9 protein-coding genes are annotated in these 18,386 nt (G+C 49.8%); 7 read left to right on the forward strand and 2 right to left on the reverse strand.

Translation table 11 applies throughout. The annotated features are described in order from the left end of the window. Positions 1-5 precede the first annotated feature (5 nt). Both B160_RS0105310 and B160_RS0105315 read right to left on the reverse strand, forming a co-directional pair. A complete protein-coding gene (locus tag B160_RS0105310; protein ID WP_018626845.1) occupies positions 6-1,583 on the reverse strand; it encodes a RagB/SusD family nutrient uptake outer membrane protein in 1,578 nt (525 codons plus the stop codon). A gap of 16 nt (positions 1,584-1,599) precedes the next feature. After that, complete coding sequence (locus tag B160_RS0105315) at positions 1,600-4,710, reverse strand: SusC/RagA family TonB-linked outer membrane protein (RefSeq protein ID WP_018626846.1); 3,111 nt, start codon at positions 4,708-4,710, stop codon at positions 1,600-1,602. Between the two features lie 239 nt (positions 4,711-4,949). On the opposite strand from B160_RS0105315, the gene B160_RS0105320 reads away from it, so the two are divergent. From B160_RS0105320 to B160_RS0105355, 7 genes are all read left to right on the forward strand, one after another. After that, positions 4,950-5,966 carry a GntR family transcriptional regulator gene (locus B160_RS0105320; protein ID WP_018626847.1) on the forward strand — a complete coding sequence of 339 codons (1,017 nt, stop codon included), beginning with the start codon at positions 4,950-4,952 and terminating at the stop codon, positions 5,964-5,966. Positions 5,967-6,058: 92 nt separating this feature from the next. Next, entirely contained in the window at positions 6,059-7,657 is a 1,599-nt protein-coding gene (locus B160_RS0105325; protein WP_018626848.1) for a solute:sodium symporter family transporter, read from the forward strand. Positions 7,658-7,966: 309 nt separating this feature from the next. Then, positions 7,967-11,215 carry a SusC/RagA family TonB-linked outer membrane protein gene (locus B160_RS0105335; protein ID WP_083927667.1) on the forward strand — a complete coding sequence of 1,083 codons (3,249 nt, stop codon included), beginning with the start codon at positions 7,967-7,969 and terminating at the stop codon, positions 11,213-11,215. Between the two features lie 2 nt (positions 11,216-11,217). Further along, on the forward strand, positions 11,218-13,149 hold the full coding sequence (locus tag B160_RS0105340; protein WP_018626851.1) for a RagB/SusD family nutrient uptake outer membrane protein: 1,932 nt from the start codon (positions 11,218-11,220) through the stop codon (positions 13,147-13,149). A 23-nt stretch (positions 13,150-13,172) separates the two neighbouring features. Next, complete coding sequence (locus B160_RS0105345) at positions 13,173-14,393, forward strand: DUF4959 domain-containing protein (RefSeq protein WP_211218051.1); 1,221 nt, start codon at positions 13,173-13,175, stop codon at positions 14,391-14,393. Between the two features lie 22 nt (positions 14,394-14,415). After that, entirely contained in the window at positions 14,416-15,633 is a 1,218-nt protein-coding gene (locus tag B160_RS0105350) for a DUF4998 domain-containing protein (protein WP_018626853.1), read from the forward strand. A 144-nt stretch (positions 15,634-15,777) separates the two neighbouring features. After that, positions 15,778-18,144: a glycoside hydrolase family 95 protein gene (locus tag B160_RS0105355; protein ID WP_018626854.1), complete on the forward strand. Its 2,367-nt coding sequence runs from the start codon at positions 15,778-15,780 to the stop codon at positions 18,142-18,144. Positions 18,145-18,386: the final 242 nt, after the last annotated feature.

An 18,386-nucleotide genomic window follows, 5' to 3' on the forward strand; every position in this document is an offset into this window, starting at 1 on the left:
TTTTCTTATTGATAACCAGGGTTTTGATCGGCCGGGCTGATATCAGGATTCAGCTTGATCTCTACATCGGGTATCGGATACAGCATATTGGACTCTTTTACCAGACCTGTTTGGGCCGCCCATTTATTACGGGTTTTTACCAATGTTACAAATTTACCGGTACGGATCAAATCAATACGGCGCCAATCTTCTGCAAATAATTCCCGCATGCGTTCATCCATAATGGCGGTTCGGAACGCCTCCTGTGATAAACCGGTCCATTTCCTGTCTGCCGGAAGTGTGCCTCCCCAGGCCCTTGCGCGTACTTTATTCACCTCCTCCATCGCATCGCTCGTCCTTCCTGTTTCGTTCAGGCATTCAGCATAGGAAAGCAGTACATCGGCCAGGCGGAGCACGGGAATGTTTTTCCCCGAATTCCACATATTGTTAATTTGATCGGGCGCATGTTTGTCTGTCCTGAAATCTTCATACTTTTTTATATGTGGCGCCAACTCATCATAGTCTGTCCCTAAATCCTCCCATAGTACATATTTGAGATCCGGGGTCACACCATAATAGGTAAAGTCGTAACGGATCGCTTCTTCCCTGCGCTGATCGCCGGTCTCCCATACACCACCATCGTTCACCATGGAATAAGCATATTTGGTGGGTACCAGTTTGTCGTAACCGGAGTAATAGCATCCATCGCCAAAATAACCCTGAACGGCTCTTGAACCTATCTGGAACTGGATCTTGTTATTATTAGGGTATATGGGGCTGAACTGAAACTCAAAAATGGATTCCGCGGTATTGGGCGTATTGTAATCCCATAGGTTTTTGTAATCGGGTACCAGCTGGTAAAGGTCTTTCATTTTTTCAAAACATTCCGCTGCTTTGGCAAAATCACGCAGGCCGGTGGCAACCGGAGCAGACATGTAGGCCTTACCCAACATAGCCCAGGCGGCGCCATAGCTGGCCCTTCCGGGAGCAGGGGTCGGATTGCTTTCCTTTGGTATCCTGTCGGCCGCACGCTGAAAATCGGCAATAATAAATGCCCATACATCTTTGAGGGGTTGCCTGCGCGTTCCCAGTTCTGCTTCCCGGTCCATATCGCGGATCGGAATTTCACCCCAATACATTGCCAGTTGAAAATCAAGAAAACCACGGATAAAGGAGGCTTCTCCCAGCAGTTTTGCTTCCCGGGAACCTGCTTCCGGATTTTCTTTGCTCAAACCCTGTATGATCCGGGCCGCTTCGTTCACCGCAGGCCAGCGAAGATTCCATTGATTGGCGATGTGGTTCAGGCTGGAGTTGAGATTTGCATCATAGCGGTCCAGGCCACCTTTCCCGGGATCGCTCTTCATCTGGAATGCACCCTGTTGGGTCTCGTCGGTACCCATCATCATGATCAGGCTTTGTTCATCTGTGCGGATATTTTTCCAGTTGGCATAAATACCCTGGAGACTGGTCTCCACCAGGTCGGGATCCGAATATACCTGGCCGATGTCCAGCTTCGTTAAACTTTTTTCATCGAGGAATTTATTACAGGACAACGTGTATACACTTAAAGCGATCAGTCCTGCTACTACTATTTTGCGTTGCATATTTTACTATTTGAGGTTAAAGGCTGACATTCAGTCCAAATACAAACATTTTTACCGGCGGATAGCCGTAATCGCCGGTTTCAGGATCAAATCCTTTGTAGGGCGTTATGCAAAACAGGTTGGAGCCTGTTACATAAAAGCGCAGGTTGTTGAACTTCCATGCATCTGTTATTGTTGATGGCAGTGTATAAGACAGGGTTAATGCCGATAAGCGGAGGAAGGAGGCGTTCTGAATGAAATAATCTGTTTCCGAAGGGGAATAACGGCTGTAGCTGGTATTGCCGATCACCCGGGGGATCGTTGCGTCCGTATGCTCCGGTGTCCAGCGGTTCAGCAGGTCGGCGGATGCCATGCTTTCGCCGATGCTGCTGATCAGGCCTTCATAATAGCTGCTGATCTTCCTTGCCCCTTGCGCGTACGTAAAATTAGCGTTCAATTCAAAGGTTTTGTAAGAGAGATTGGTGCCAAAACCTCCATAGAATTCAGGATCGGTGCCGGCAACTACTATACGGTCGTATTCCTTGCTCACGATACCATCGGGTTTCCCCTCCGGTCCTGAGATATCCCTTGCAAACAGGTCGCCCGGGTTGATCGTTTTTCCATTAAAGTTCAAATGCTCCCATTCGGACCGGTTTGCTTCCGTAGCAATACCGGCAGCGCTCAGGGTATAGATCGTACGCACCGGTTTCCCGAGGAAAATATTGCTTTCCCGCTGTATTTCGTTTTCATTGATATTAAAGATTTCAGTAGCATCCGCATACAGCCTGGTTACCTTATTCCGGTCAAAAGAAATATTGCCGGACAGGGTCCAGTTCCAGTCGCTTGTTTGAACGATCTTGCCGGTTGCGGAAAACTCCATCCCTTTATTATTGACCCGGCCCACGTTTTGCCACTCGCGGTTATAACCCACCGTGCCGGCCAGCGAGCGGTCTAACAGCAGGTTGTCATTATTGATGTAGTAAAAGTCTGCTGTAATATTCAGCCGCGATTTCAGCAGGCTCATATCCAGCCCTATATTACTTTGCTTTTGCTTTTCCCAGGTAATATCAGGGTTGCCCCGGCGACCGTCATTCGCGATCAGTGCATTGCCATTATTGACAAGCGAACCATAGAGGGTCTGGAAGGCATAGTTGCCAATATCCTGATTGCCTACCACGCCGTAACCTACCCGTAACTTTAACTGGTCAAAAATATTTTGCTGCTGCATAAAGCTTTCATTGGTAATGACCCAGGCTGCGGAGACAGAAGGGAACACTCCCCATTGATTTCCGCGGGCGAACCGGGAGGAGCCATCATAACGTGCGGTACCGGTCAGCATGTACCGGTTTTTATAGTCATAAGTGGCGCGTACCAGGTAAGACATCAGGCTGTAGTTGTAGAAATCGGAACCCAATACCGATTTTTCAATGGCCGCAGCGCCTCCCAGATCGTGGTAAGAAAGGTCATCGCTGGCAAAGCGGTCGCCCTGCGCCTTGGTATAATTAGCGCTTCTTTTGCTGGCACTGGTGCCCACCAACGCCATTAATCGGTGATCGCCGGAAAAAGTAGTATTGTAAGTAAGCGTATTGTCCCACTGCCAATAAGTATCGCTCCAGCGTTCGTGTTTGGCACGGGCATCGCCGTTGTAGTGGCGAACCGCTTCCTGGATATTGTGCGGCGTAAACTCGAACCAGTTCTGTGCGCCATAATCCAATGCGTAAGTGGAGCGGAATTCCCATCCCTTAGCCGGGGTGATGGCAATAAAACTGGAAGAAGTGAGCCGGTTCCGGGAGCGGTCGCGCTGGATTTGCAGTGAGTTGAAGGGGTTGAAATCGTTATTGTTTTGTTCACCGTGCGCTTTGTAATAAAGCGTAAGATAATCGCTCGTGTATCTTGTAGCCGGGTCGCGATAGGGTGCAAAGTCCAGCAGGGGATTCGCGTTCAATGCTTTGTTATAGACATCATCTGAAGGAATGGCGTCCCTGGTGCGGGTAAACCCGGTGTTGGTACCCACTTTCAGCCATTTTTTTATATTGTAGTCGGCATTAAAACGGCCGGTATATTTATCCTGCCTGGTATTTTCGATCACCCCCTTGATGCCTGCATAACCGGCGCTCAGGTAAAAGGCTCCGCGCTCAGAGCCACCCGAAAAACCAAGTACGTGATTTTGCTGCAGACCGTTGCGGGTCACTTCATCCAGCCAATTGTAACTTTTACCGCTGTTGTAAGCGGCCATTTCCTGGGCAGAAAAATATTTGTTGTCTTCGTTTTTCAGCAGCACGTTGTCGATATAATCCTGGCGGTTGGCTCCGGGATTGTCTTTTAAATATCCATTGGCGTAAGCGTCCAGGCGCAGCTCGAAAAGCTGTTGGGCATTCAACCGTTCCGGCAACTGGGTGATCTTCGAAATGCCCGCCCAGGCATCATAGGTGATGCGTCCGTCGCCGCCGCTGCGTGCGCCTTTTTTAGTGGTTATCACAACCACCCCATTGGCGCCGCGGGAACCGTAAAGGGCAGTGGCCGATGCATCTTTTAGTACTTGCACAGAAGCCACATCGTTAAGATTCATCGCATTAAAGCCACCCTGGTTATTTTCCATGACCACCCCGTCCACCACAAAAATGGGAGTGGAGCCGGCGTTGATGGTGTTGGTACCTCTTATGCGTATGGTGGCGTCATCGCCCGGACGGGTTCCGGGACTGATGAATACGCCCGGCGCATTTCCCTGCAGGGCCTGGTTGATATTGGTTACCGGGCGCTCCATCAGCGCTTTCGTATTTACATCGGTAACGGCTCCCGTGAGGTCGGATTTGCGCATGCGTGCGCCTACCACTACCACTTCTCCCAGGTCCTCCGGCTGCAATACAAGAGCCACCTGCATGTCATTGGCAGCAGGTAATTCCTGTAATGCATACCCAACCGATTGAAAAAGAAGCGTTGCATTGGCGGGTGCGGAAATCGTAAAGGCACCGTGCTCGTCAGCAGCAGTTGCAACAGTAGTGCCTTTTACACGGACGGTAGCTCCTGCAACCGGACTTTTTGTTTGCGCATCTGTTATTGTTCCCCTGATGGTTTGCTGCGCATAAGACGGCAGCGTCAGGCACAGGGCAACGGCCGTAAGGAAAAAGAAAAGAGCTTTCTTCGTCATAAATAGGTGAATTTTTAAATGGATAATAGAAAAATAGCAAACCTTTAATCAAGCATTCAATCGATCATCAAAACCAGCCTTTGCAACAATCCGGCAATGGCCGTTTTCGAGATTTCTATGGATCCTTTTGTGCAAATCTATGGAAATTTTCTAAAACTGTACTATTGGTATAGAATAGTATAAATTTTCGCAGCGAAACCGGAAATATTGTTGTTTATTTGTCGTCAATAAATTTTGCCATGCGAAGCATCTATGATCAGATCCGGGAATTGGAACATGTACAGGGCCTTTCAAAGCACGAACGGCTGGTACAGGGTTTTATCAATGCCGTTAATGAAAAAGTGATTGTAAAAGGCGATATGCTGCCTTCTGTGAACAGTTTGATCCAGGAGTTGGGGTACGCGCGGGAAACGATTGCCAAAGCATATAAAGAGCTGATCAGCCGGGGGCTGGTGGAATCGAAAAACCGGATCGGCTTTTTCCTGGCGCGCGAAAATACGCGGAGCCAGCTGCGTGTGGCACTGGTGATCTTTGCTTTCGACAGTTTCCAGGAAGTTTTTTACAAAACCTTCCGGAACAAACTGGGGAAGAATGTGCATGTGGATCTTTTTTTCCATCATAATAATATTGAGATCTTTGAAAGCATTATCGACCGGATCCGTGGTAAATACGGTATGTATGTAGTGGCGCCGATACCGGATAAAAAGGCAGCGGAGATCCTGCAGACGCTGCCACCGGACAAGTTCCTGATGATCGACCGCTACCTGCCCATGAAAGGCGAATTTTCACACATCACGCAAGAGTTCTTTGATGCGTCCTATTCAGCATTCGCAGTGCTGGCGCCGGCGATCCGGAAGTATAAAAAGATGATCTATTATCATCGCCCCAATGCCGATACGCCGGAAGAGATCCTCCTTTCGTTTAAAAAATTCACAAAGGATTTCCGCATCAAAAGTGTGATCCGCCCGGAGTATATACCGGGTTCTGTTGAACCGGGCTATGTGTATTTTACGATCAACAATGCGGAGCTGTGGATGATGCTGAAGGATGCCAAGTCTCAAAAGCTGAAACTGGGAAAAGATATTGGCATCCTGTCTCATAATGATGAGATCGTAAAGGAGATCATTTTTGACGGAATCACGACCTATTCCACCAGCTTTGAAGCAATGGCAGAGAAGTCGGCCCAGTTTGTGCTGAAACGACGCAGGATACAGGAAACCCTGCCGACGGTCCTGTTGCGGCGGGGATCTTTATAAGCCCGCCCTGGTAACGGGTATATCCGGGCAAGGATGATCTGTGAACGCCATACCACCATTGAATGATAAAATAAACAGGTCAAATAACGGCTATGAGCAACCATCCGTTTATTGGTTTTTTTTCCTTGCTGCTGCTGGCGGCGGCGGTTTCCATTTATAAGACCCGGAAGCAGCGGAACAATACCTCTGTAGGCTATTACCTGGGCAACCGCAGCTTTAATTTCTGGATGATCGGTTGTTCCATTTTCCTCACCAATATGAGTGCCAACCAGTTCATTGGTGAGAATGAATTTGTATATACCACCAATATGTCGGTGATCGCCTGGGGCATGAGCTCGGTCCTGGCCATGATCCTGGTGGCGGAGTTTTTAATGCCGGTGTACCTGAAGATAGGAGCCGTGACCACACCGGACTTCCTGGCCCTCCGGTTCGACCGGCAAACCCAGCGGATGGTATCGGTTATCTTCCTGCTGAGCTACATCGTTAACCTGATCCCTACTGTATTGTATGGATGTGCGGTGGCCATGAACGGGTTGTTCCATATCGACGAGCAGCTGGGGATCAGCTATTTTGCGGCCATCCGCCTCCTCGTGATCTTTTTTGGCGTTGTGGGATGCTTGTACACGGTGCTTGGAGGGTTAAAAGCCATCACGATCACCGATGTGGTACAGGGCATCGGGATGTTGATCGCAGGTGTACTGATCACCTGGTTCGGGCTCCGTTACCTTGGAAGCGGTGACGTGCTTACGGGGATGGATCGCCTGCTGAACCGGAACAGGGAGCACCTGAATGCCATCGGACCTCCGGGCAGCGTATTGCCTTTTGGTACCCTGTTTACCGGTATGCTGCTGATCAATGTGTACTACTGGGGCATGGAGCAGTATATTGTGCAGGAGGCCTTTGCCTCCAAAAACCTGGCAGAAAGCCAAAAGGGTATTTCCCTGGCCTGTGTTGGAAAGCTGATCGCGCCCCTGCTGCTGAATGTGCCCGGCCTGGTGGCCCTGCAGTTGTATCCCGGCCTGGAGAATACCGCCGGGGTATTTCCAAAAATGGTCAGCGGTATACTGCCTCCGCTGCTGGTAGGCTTTGTGGCGGCCGTTGTTTTTGGCGGTGCGCTCAGTACATTCAATGCCGGTCTGAACAGTACCGGCACCTTGTTTACCATGAACCTTTATAAACCCTGGCTGGAAAAAAGGAATGTAAAGTTTACCGAACAGCAGCTGTTGCGGAGGGGTAAGTTGTTCCAGGTGGGCGTTATCCTTGCGGCCATTATTTTCTCACCGTACATCATGTTTTTCAGCGGCGGTTTTTACAATTACCTGCAAAAGGTAGCCAGCTTCTTCAGTGTACCGGTATTTACCATTATGATCATCGGGCTGCTTACAAAAAGGGTTCCGCCGGTTGCAGCAAAGGTGGGGCTGGTGTTCTTTGTGACGCTCTATGTGATCACCCAGTTTTTGATGGACCTTAACCTGCACTACCTGCATGTACTTGCGATCCTCTTCCTGCTTACAAGCCTGCTGATGCTGATCATTGGCCGCTTGCATCCCAGGAGTGAGCCGTTTCGCATCCCACGCTCGCCCGCGGTCAATACCCAGCCATGGAACGGAAGACATTGGTATTATGCCGTGTTATTGATCTTGATGGTCGGCATGTTCTTTCTTTTTTCACCGGCAGGACTGGCGAAATAGCCGGGAACCGGCCCGCGCTGCATACAACAGTGCTTCATTTTTCCCTTCCCGGATCAGAAGAATGTACCGTTTTTTCATAAGAATAGCCATTGACTTTGGGAGCGGCAGGATTCAATTTTGTAAAAGAAATCAAACGTCCATACCGATCATCAGGAATTTCATTTGCGCTTTTTAATCCCGGCGACTTAAAAAAATTTTTTCCTGGATCGTATTTTTTTATATATTTGATGTGGGATAGTATAGGATAGTATAGATAGCTATTGCCAATTATGCGGTGCTTGTATCAATCATTTTATTAATTGCTATAATATGACCAGACGATTTGTTTGCTTTTTGATAGAGCTTGTGACTTGTCCTCCTTTTAAGTTTTTGCTGCTGCTGTTTGCCCTTTTCCTTTCTTCAGAAATTGAGGCACAAACCACTACCATAACCGGTACTGTACGCGATACGTCGGGAAAAGTAATGTTTGGCGTTACGGTTTCGGACCTGAGCCGGAGCCGGACCAGTACTGCAACGGATCAGAACGGTAAGTTTGTACTGGATGTGACGGTAAATGATTCGTTGCTTTTTTCCTATGTGGGGTTTTCTGAAAAAAGAACGAAGGTTACAGAAAATGCGCAGGTGTTTGATATCGTGATGGAGCCGGTTATTGCCCTTGCGGGCGATGAGGTGATCGTTACGGCGTTTGGCCGCAAAGAACGGAAAGAGGCCGTCGTTGGGTCGGTTACCAGTGTGCAGCCGACAGAACTTAAAATACCCGCGAGCAATCTGACCACTGCGATGGCCGGCCAGATCGCAGGAATGATCTCCTATCAGCGCAGCGGCCAGCCGGGGCAGGACAATGCCCAGTTCTTTATACGCGGGGTAACCACCTTTGGATATAAGCAGGACCCGCTGATCCTGATCGACAATGTGGAATTATCCGCCAACGATCTTGCCCGTTTGCAGGTGGATGACATCGCCAGTTTTTCTATTTTAAAAGATGCCAGCGCCACCGCCCTGTATGGCGCCCGGGGTGCAAACGGTGTGATCCTCGTGAGCACAAAAGAAGGGAAAGAGGGGAAAGCAAAGATCAATTTCCGGTCTGAATATTCGGCATCGCAATCTACAAAGACCCTGCAGTTAGTCGATCCCATCGAGTATATGCACCTGTACAATGAAGCCACGTTGACAAGGGGTCCTGCCGCCGCCGTACCGTTTACACCCAATAAGATCCAGGGAACAATGGACGTTATGAATGGTGTGACCGGAAGCAATCCCTACGTGTACCCGGCGGTGGACTGGCTGGACCTGCTTTTTAAGAAGAGGGCAACTACCCAACGCAACAATCTGAGTGTAAACGGCGGCGGTAAAGTGGCGAAGTATTATGTGGCCGGATCTTATAATATTGATAATGGTGTATTGAAGCGGGATATCCGGAATAATAACGACAACAATGTAAAATTCGAAAATTATCAATTAAGGTCCAATATCAATCTTAACCTGACCAGGACCACTGAAATGATCGTTCGTCTTTCCGGTACCTTTAGCGAGTACAATGGCCCGGTAACTACAGACGGGTCTTTCGCTTCTGACCTGTATAATATTGCTATGCATACCAGCCCGGTGCTGTTCCCTGCTTATTATGAGCCGGATGCGGCCAATGCCAATACACAGCATATCCTGTTTGGAAATGTAGGCATCGGGGATGCGGGCCTGTCCAATAACAGTATTCAGTATAATAATCCTTATGCGGCCTTGCTCCGGGGACATAAAAACGCTTCTGAGTCGCGGATCTCTGCCCAGTTTGAATTGAACCAGAATTTTGATTTCATCACAAAAGGCTTGCGGTTCCGGGGGCTTTTTAATACGAACCGGTATTCCTATTTCACCTCCCAGAATGCGTACTCACCCTTTTACTACAATATAGCCTCCTATGACAAGGAAACCGATCAATACGCATTGGTTTGGTTAAACCCCCAGCCAACGGGGAATAATGTAGCTACGGAATACCTGACATATACTCCTGGTGGCACCAATATCAGCACATTTGTTTACCTGCAGGGAGCCTTGGAGTACAACCGGACCTTTGGTGAGCATACTGTTAGCAGCACAGTCATTGCGACACGGCAGCAAACCCTGTATTCCAATAAACAAACCTTGCAGGAAGCGCTTCCTTACCGGAACCTCGGCCTCGCCGGGCGGCTCACCTATTCCTTTTTGAGGAGGTATTTTGTAGAGGGTAATTTTGGCTACAACGGGTCTGAACGTTTTTCGGCCAATCACCGGTATGGGTTCTTTCCTACGATCGGAGCCTCCTGGGTAGTATCGAATGAAACATTCTGGAAGGGTGGTTTTGCAGACATTGTTACCCGGCTGAAATTAAGGGCCAGTCATGGTTTGGTGGGGAATGACGCCATTGGGTCCCAACGGTTCTTTTATGTTTCGGATGTTGGATTTAACCAGGGGAATTATTATGCACAGTTTGGTACCAATAACCAATATGAACGGAAAGGGCTGGTTATCCGGAACTATGAAAACCTGGATGTGACCTGGGAAACATCCCGGCAAACCAATTATGCGGCAGAGCTTACCCTTTTTAAAAAATTAAATCTGGTTGCAGAATACTACACTAATTACCGGTATAATATTTTGCAGCAAAGAGCCAACGTGCCCACCACCATGGGGCTTGAATCCGGTATAAGCGCCAACCTCGGCGAAGTGCGGTCCCACGGAGTGGATCTTTCGCTGGATTATAAGCAATCCTTTGCCGGCGGCGCCTGGCTGCAATCCCGCGCTAATTTTACCTATTCTTCCAATAAGTATATCAAGAAAGAGGAGCCCAGCTATAACGAACCCTGGAGGTACCAGGTGGGGCAGCCCGTTAACCGTTATTGGGGATACCTGGCGGAACGGTTATTTGTGGATGATATAGAAGCGGCCAACGCCCCGATACAAAGCTTCAGTACCAATGGCCGGCTTCCTCAGGGGGGTGATATCAAGTACAAGGATCTGAATGGCGACGGGCGCATCGATTACCTGGATCAGACCTTTATCGGCTACCCGACCGTACCGGAGATCGTATATGGCTTTGGTTTATCCGGAGGATATAAAGGCGTGGACCTTTCCGCATTTTTCCAGGGCCAGGCGAGGGTATCTTTTTTTGTAGACCCGTCGAGGGTAAGCCCGTTTATTCAAAGCCCCGATCAATATATTTACGGCAATACGCAGGTATTGACGGAGTTTGCCAACGACCACTGGTCGGAGGCAAACCAGAATACCTATGCCACCTACCCAAGATTGGGGATCAGCAGGAATGTTATAGAGAACAACGTTCAGAACAGCACCTGGTGGCTGCGCGACGGAAGCTTTTTAAGATTAAAATCCGTTGAGATCGGCTATACATTACCCGAAAGCATTTCGAAGAGAGCCTGGCTGTCCAATGCCCGTATTTATGTGAACGGGCTGAACCTGTTTGTATGGAGCCCCTTTAAAACATGGGATCCCGAACAGGGAGGCAACGGCTTTGCGTACCCGATTCAAAAAGTATATAATGTAGGGATCAATATAAATTTATAATTATGCGCTTTGTAATCTATATAAGAAAACAGTTGCCGCTCATATTATTGGGTGCATGTTGCCTTTCGCTTTTTTCCTGCAAAAAATACCTGGATATTGTTCCGGACAACGTGGGCACACTGGATTATGCTTTCCGGAATAAAAATGAAGCGGAGAACTATCTTTTTGCCTGTTACTCCACCATGCAGCGGCAATACAATGTTGTGGTCAACCCCGGGTTTACGCTGGCGGCGGAAGTATTGTACCCGACAGATCCCAATGGGTTCGGAGCATTGAATGAAGCCTGCTTCAGCCTGATCAAGGGCATACAAACGCCGTCCAACCCACTGATCAATTACTGGGATGGGGAAGGGGGCGCAGAACCGATGTTCCAGGCGATCAGGAGGTGCAACATCATGCTGGAGAATATTGATAAACCCATCGATCTGGATGCGCAGACAAAAAGCAGGTGGCTGGGGGAGATCAGGTTCCTGAAAGCCTATTATCACTATTTCCTGTTGCGGATGTACGGACCGATCCCCTTGATCAAACAGAACCTGCCGATCAATACTTCCGCAGAGGAGGCCAAGATAAAACGAGCTACCCTGGACGAGTCATTTGACTATATCATTTCGCTGCTGGATGAAGCAATCCCGGATCTGCCGCCAACCATTCAGAACCGCGCGCAGGAGCTGGGGCGTATTACCCGGGTAATTGCACTATCGTTCAAAGCCGAAGTCCTTGCAACTGCAGCAAGTCCGCTCTTTAACGGGAACCCGGACTATATGAACTTTAAAGATAAGGATGGCAGAAACCTTTTCCCTGCCGCATACGATGCCACAAAATGGCAAAAGGCTGCCGATGCCTGCAATGCTGCTATCGGGGAGGCAGAAGATGTGGGCATCAAACTGCACACCTTCATCCCGGTAGGAAACTTAACCAACCTGAACGATGAATTGAAAGAGGTGCTTACCCTGCAAACGGCGGTTACAGAAAAATGGGAGAATAACTTTGAAGTGATCTGGGCGCTGAACTATGGGTTCAACTATCAGAATTATGTAGTGCCCCGTATGACGGATAAGTCCGTGTCCAGCTCCAACTCCAATCCTGCCAGTTTCTCGGTGCCGTTTGCAACTACGGATCTGTTTTACACGCGCAATGGCGTGCCCATCAATGAAGACAAGGATTTTGACTATGCCAACCGCTATGCCACCCAGGCGGCTGATGACCAGGATAAGAACTACATCAAGCTGGGGTATGAAACGGCTAAAATGAATTTTGACCGGGAGCCCCGGTTTTACGCAAATCTTGGCTTTGACGGCGGCATCTGGTTTGGCAACGGAACAACGGATGGCAATTCCCCCAAATATGTACAGGGCCGCGGACCGACCGCCCTGGCCGGACCAAAAAGCGTTGGTTCCACCAACATCACCGGCTACTGGCCCAAGAAACTCGCAAACTATCTTACCGTGTATGATGAAACCTTTCAGACCGAAAGCTACCGGATGCCGGTGATCCGGCTGGCTTCCCTTTACCTGCTATATGCGGAAGCGCTGAACGAAGCGAGCGGCCCGTCTGCCACGGTGTACGAGTATATTGATAAAGTGCGTACCAGGGCCGGACTGCAGGGTGTTGTAAGCTCCTGGCAGGATCATTCGAAGAATCCTTCCCGGCCGCTTACAAAAGAAGGGCTGCGGCAGATCATTCACCAGGAGCGGCGCATTGAGCTGTGTTTTGAGGCACAGAGCGGATGGGATCTGAGACGGTGGAAAGAGCTGCAGGATGTGCTGAGCCGGCCGCTGCAGGGATGGAATGTGTACGGCGAGAGCCCGGCGAATTATTATCAGCCGCGCACCGTGCTGATCCCGGTATTCGGACAGAAGAATTATTTATGGCCGATTAAAACGGATGCAACGATCGTTAATAACAATCTGACACAGAATCCCTATTGGTAATAACAGCTACAATACTCCGATATATGAAAAAGAAAATAGTCATGCAGAACCTTTTTATCTGGGCAATGGCGCTGCTGGTTTTGGGTATATCCGCCTGCCGGAAATCGGCATCGAATAACGATCCTGTTTCAACGGATGCCTCCAAACCGGATCCCATTACAAATGTGCGGGTAGAGAATTTTAATGGCGGTGCCAATATCATATACAGTTTGCCGAATATACCCAACCTGTTGTATGTTTTGGCGGAATACAGTATCGGGGAGAACAAACCCCGGCAGACAAAGGCCAGCTATTATACCGACACCTTAAGAGTAGACGGTTTTGCGGAGAGTAAAGAATACGAGGTAACGCTTTATGTGGTAAGCCGGGCGGAGGTAAAATCGGATCCGGTGAAGATAAAAGTGAACCCGCTGACACCTAAGTTCGAATTGGTGAACAGCCAGCTGCAACTAAGCCCGGATTTTGGAGGGGTCAATGTCAGCGGGCCCAATAGCTTTAAGGCGCCTCTTTCGATGCATATTGTATATTTTGATGCAGCGGCAAACCGGTATGAAGAGAAAGATCCGGTTGCTGTTTCCACACAAGCCATCAGCTTTTCGGTGCGCGGATTTGAGTCGGCGCCCACAAAATTTGGCGTGTACACGACCGATCAGTTCGGCAACCGGTCTGACACGCTGTTTAAAACCCTGACCCCTTTGTTTGAAACGGCGCTGGATTATACCAAATACTATGAGTACAAATTGCCGAGTGATGCCTCCATCGGTTATGGCTGGGAGCTGCGTTATCTTTTTGACGGAAAAACAACAGAACCGGGATGGCACACGAATATTGCCCCTGTAACACAGGGCACCTGGGGCCTGGGCATGAGCGCAAAGCTAAGCCGGTTCCGGCTTTATGAACGGCTCAGCGCCGGCTATGGCTACCAGAATCCACGGGTATTTACGATCTGGGGATCCAATAAAACGGACCCTGCCGATATCGCGTTGCCCAATGCCGCCGTGCTGGGTGAAACACATGGCGACTGGACCAGTATGGGTACGTTTACCTACCCCAATCCTCCTTCCGGGTTGCCGCCTAACCAGGCCAACAGTCAGGATATGCAGTTTATGGCAGACGGGGTGGATTTTAATGTTCCGATCGACGCGATCCCCACACGGTTTATCCGGTTTGTAGTAAACCAGACCTGGGGGGGCGTGAGTTATACCAATTTAATGGAAATGACCCTGTACGGGAGTCCGCAGTAATTAAGTATTAAATACTATTGAGATGAAATATATCCATACGATCGTTTTATACACATTGTTCCTGAGCATTGGCCCTGGTTGTAAAAGATATGACAATGACTATTTAAAATATTTCGATGGCAGGGAGTCGGTATATCCCGGGCTTGTGAAAAAGCTTTCTTACAGGGCCGGCGATCTGAGGACCGCCATCACCTGGAACCCCAGCCCCGATCCCAGTATTATCCGGTATGTGATCAGCTGGAACAACGGGCAGGACTCGGTGGTGGTTCCGGCAAACTCCCATGACCCGGGAGATACGGTGTCCGTTACGATCCCCGATCTGAGCGAATACGTTTACACCTTTGTGCTCCGCTCCTACGATGATAAAGGAAACCGGTCCATAGGCCAGGAGCTCAATAATGTGCGGGTGTACGGTAACGCCTATACTTCCACCCTTGTAAACCGGAATGTGAATACCGCCAATCCGTATGTGTATGCGGACGATGGCACCCTGACCCTGAATTTTGCAAAGGCGGACACCAGTAATGTTGCCACGGTTATCAGCTACACGAATACGTCCAACACCACCGAGGAGAAAATATTGTTGCCCGGGGAAGACCAGCTCGTCATCAGCAATTATAAATCCGGTACCCCGGTTACCTACCGGTCGTCCTATAAACCCGAAGGCACGGCTATAGACACATTCAAAGCGGCGGCCGCCGACGATTTTCCTGCGATCTACCGGTTTGTTATATGCGACAAAAGCCGGTTCAGCCCGTTGTCCCTGTACGGGGATGGACGGTCATGGGACGACAGTTACTGGACATCGCTTTGGCAACTTTGGGATGGAGCCACAGCACCCCAGGGCTGGCAGGATTGTTTTCACAGCAACGATGCGAAAACGCTTCCGTATCCCCTGAGCTTTGACATGGGAGTCACCTACAACAGCCTTGCCTATATGGAAATGATCGGGAGGGACTGCTGTCATAACCCCATTGAATATGAAATATGGGGGTCTGCTACGCTTAACGTTCCCAACGTGGAAGGAAATGACGCCAGCTGGGGTACCCAGATGCAGGCCAGTGGATGGACATTGCTCAAATCCGTGAACCGGGCGGACAACGGGACGGCACCGTTTAAAGTAAGCCTGGCTGAAAATCCGCCGCCGGTGCGTTATATCCGCATCCTGATAAAGAAAGTTGCCAGCGGCGATCCAAAGTTCAGTAATATTACACAGGTTACCTTCTGGAACAGGGAATAATAACAGACCGGCATCCATTTTATTAAAATGGGGTGTTCTCTTTAATGGTTTGTGAAGACATAAACCATAATGACCTGCGCCACGGTCAGTGCCCTTACTGACCAGGTATAAAAAGATTAAAGAATAAAAAACGTTCAACAAGCAGTGATTTTTTTTAAACGACCTGGTGCAGGCGCCCGGAAAAAGCGGGCCTGGATCTTAATGGCATCTTTTTGTTTGCCGGTGTGTTTGTTTTCTCAAAAAACAGGCCCCCTCGAACTGTGGTACAACCAGCCCGCCAGCATGTGGGAAGAGACCCTGCCCCTGGGCAATGGCCGGTTGGGAATGACACCGGACGGAGGCATAAAAAAGGAAACCATCGTACTCAATGATATTACGCTTTGGTCCGGGTCTCCGCAGGATGCCAATAATTATGAAGCCCATAAATACCTGCCGGCGATCCTGAAGCTGCTGAATGAAGGGAAGAATGATGAAGCGCAGGCGCTGGTGAACAAACACTTTATTTGCAGGGGCCCGGGCTCCGGCGGCGCACAGTGGGGTTGTTTTCAATCCCTGGGTAAGCTGCAGATCGATTATGATTATCCGGGTGCAGCGGTTGCGGAAAGCCCTGCCCGTTATAAAAGGACCCTGGCGTTGAATGAAGCCCTTGCCACTACATCCTTTGAAGCTGGCGGCGTTACCTACCGGCGCGAATATTTTACCAGCTTTGGAACGGATGTGGCCCTTGTGAGGTTGTCTGCAAGCAAACCGGGAATGCTCAATTGCCGGATCTCGCTCTCGCGTGAAGAACGGGGAACAAGTGCCGTTCAGCGAAATATCCTGGCTTTATACGGGCAGCTGGATAATGGCACTGATGGAAAAGGAATGCAGTACCGTGCGGAAGTAAAAGCCGTACCGGAAGGCGGTGCCCTCACCGCCGGAGATGACTACCTGGAAATAAAGAATGCTACCGCTGTTACCCTGTACATCAGTGCGGGTACCGATTTTAAGGACAGGGCGTACAAGAAGACCGTGTCCGCACTCCTGGAGAAAGCAGCAGCGATCCCTTTTGATACCGAAAAAAAGATCCACCAGCGGCAGTTCCGGAAATTATTTGGCCGGGTGCGGTTCGACCTGGGAGATGGCGCCAACAGTGTGTTGCCCACTAATGGGCGGCTGGATCATTTTTATCAGCATCCGGAGCAGGATAAAGGCCTTGCGGTGCTCTTCTTCCAGTTTGGCCGGTACCTGGCCATCAGCAGCACACGGGTGGGGCTGTTGCCTCCGAACCTGCAGGGACTGTGGGCGCACCAGATCCGTACCCCCTGGAATGGAGATTATCACCTGGATGTAAATGTGGAGATGAACCACTGGCCGATGGAAGCGGTAAATCTTTCCGAGCTGAACCTGCCGCTGGCCGACCTGGTGCAGGGGCTGGTTCCCAATGGTGAGAAAACGGCCAAAGCCTATTACGATGCCGATGGATGGATCGCTCATGTGATCACCAATGTATGGGGTTATACAGAACCGGGCGAAAGTGCCTCCTGGGGATCTGCGAACTCCGGCTCCGGGTGGTTATGCGATAACCTGTGGACGCATTATGCTTACACGCTGGACAGGGACTACCTGAAAAAGATCTATCCTGTTTTAAAAGGGTCTGCTATTTTTTATAATGACGCGCTGGTAAAATATCCCGGTACCCGGTGGATGGTAACGGCCCCTTCGGTTTCTCCGGAGAACGCTTTTTACCTGCCCAACGGAAAAACGGCCAATGTTTGTATGGGGCCCACCATCGATAATCAGATCGTACGGGAGCTGTTCACCAACGTGATCGAAGCTGCACGGGTGCTGGGGGTGGATGCGGACCTGAGAAAAACGTTGAAGGAAAAACTGGCCCTGCTGCCGCCGCCCGGCCGCATCGGCAGGGATGGCCGCATTATGGAGTGGATGGAGGATTACAGGGAAACGGACCCGCAGCACCGGCATATTTCCCATTTGTGGGGTTTGTACCCCGGTACACTGATCACCAAAACAAAGACACCGGATCTGTTGGTGCCGGCAAAGAAAACGCTGGAAGTAAGAGGCGATGATGGTCCCAGCTGGACGATCGCCTATAAATTACTTTTCTGGGCAAGACTGCAGGACGGCCAGCGCTCGTTTAAACTGCTCAGAGAGCTTTTGAAGCCAAGGCTGCGTACGGATATCAACTACGGGGCCGGAGGCGGTGTGTACCCGAACCTGCTTTCCGCCGGACCCCCTTTCCAGATCGACGGAAATTTTGGCGCCACCGCAGGCATTGCTGAAATGCTGCTGCAAAGTCATGACGGCTACATTGAACTGTTGCCGGCAGTACCGGAGCTGTGGAAGACGGGCGGCAGTATAAGCGGACTCAAAGCGCGCGGCAATTTTACTGTAAGCTTCAAATGGAAGAACGGGAAAGTAACTTCTTATACGATTACATCACCGGTGCCCCGGAAAGTAAAAGTGAAAGTGAACGGGCAATTGAAAGAAATAACTGCCGCCCGTTTATGATTGGTAATAATGAACCGGTATCAACATGATTTTTATAAATTTATTGCCCGGTCAGTGCGGACACTATGGCCGTTAACTTAAGCGAAAAGCAACATTAAAACTTCTGTGTTTCCTATGTTTGCTACTGAAGCTCCGCAACACGGTCGTTTTATATTACGACCGTGCTTCTGCCACTATCTCAAGCAGGTCAAAAAAATTCAGTGTCCCGGAGTCGCGGTGGCGAACCAGGACCATAACCTGAC

The sequence above is a fragment of the Niabella aurantiaca DSM 17617 genome (assembly GCF_000374125.1).
Classification (GTDB): domain Bacteria; phylum Bacteroidota; class Bacteroidia; order Chitinophagales; family Chitinophagaceae; genus Niabella; species Niabella aurantiaca.

Excerpts from the sequence above, each read along its gene's own strand:
- B160_RS0105345 (WP_211218051.1), top strand. The coding sequence starts at position 13,173 with ATGAAAAAGAAAATAGTCATGCAGAACCTTTTTATCTGGGCAATGGCG.
- B160_RS0105325 (WP_018626848.1), top strand. The coding sequence starts at position 6,059 with ATGAGCAACCATCCGTTTATTGGTTTTTTTTCCTTGCTGCTGCTGGCG.
- B160_RS0105335 (WP_083927667.1), top strand. The coding sequence starts at position 7,967 with ATGACCAGACGATTTGTTTGCTTTTTGATAGAGCTTGTGACTTGTCCT.
- B160_RS0105315 (WP_018626846.1), bottom strand. The coding sequence starts at position 4,710 with ATGACGAAGAAAGCTCTTTTCTTTTTCCTTACGGCCGTTGCCCTGTGC.
- B160_RS0105310 (WP_018626845.1), bottom strand. The coding sequence starts at position 1,583 with ATGCAACGCAAAATAGTAGTAGCAGGACTGATCGCTTTAAGTGTATAC.
- B160_RS0105350 (WP_018626853.1), top strand. The coding sequence starts at position 14,416 with ATGAAATATATCCATACGATCGTTTTATACACATTGTTCCTGAGCATT.
- B160_RS0105340 (WP_018626851.1), top strand. The coding sequence starts at position 11,218 with ATGCGCTTTGTAATCTATATAAGAAAACAGTTGCCGCTCATATTATTG.
- B160_RS0105320 (WP_018626847.1), top strand. The coding sequence starts at position 4,950 with ATGCGAAGCATCTATGATCAGATCCGGGAATTGGAACATGTACAGGGC.